Genomic DNA, 340 nt, shown 5'->3' with positions numbered 1-340 from the left:
TTACTCATGCAGAACGGTAACGACTTGCTTGGTGCAGTAGTACTCAAGGAGATAACATCATGAATTCAGCATGCTGCCTGATAAATTTAGCTCAACTCAAGGAATCCGAGCTTGATACGAACTATTCCCTTAAAGGCATTAAACATCTGTTTGGTAGTGTAAACGTTGCCCTTAGTTTGCCCTTTACGCGAAGTCAGTTTATTCAGGAATTGCCTGAACGTCAGAAAGGCATGAGTATTTCCGGCTATCAACCGAAGCTTTCGCTGTGTCTGGAAGAGGGGGAACTGCAGGTTGTCAGTAATAACGGCACGTATATTCTTAAACCCTCACCTGAAGCGTA

1 pseudogene is annotated in these 340 nt (G+C 43.8%); it reads left to right on the top strand.

The annotated features are described in order from the left end of the window. Positions 1 to 59: 59 nt before the first annotated feature. A pseudogene (locus tag RTY00_RS21305) lies at positions 60 to 340 on the top strand (type II toxin-antitoxin system HipA family toxin); the annotation flags it as partial.

Source organism: Pantoea sp. CTOTU49201, assembly GCF_032054795.1.
Lineage (GTDB): Bacteria > Pseudomonadota > Gammaproteobacteria > Enterobacterales > Enterobacteriaceae > Pantoea > Pantoea symbiotica.
Note: the sequence above shows the minus strand (reverse complement) of the source record. Positions and strands in the feature narration are given on the sequence as shown.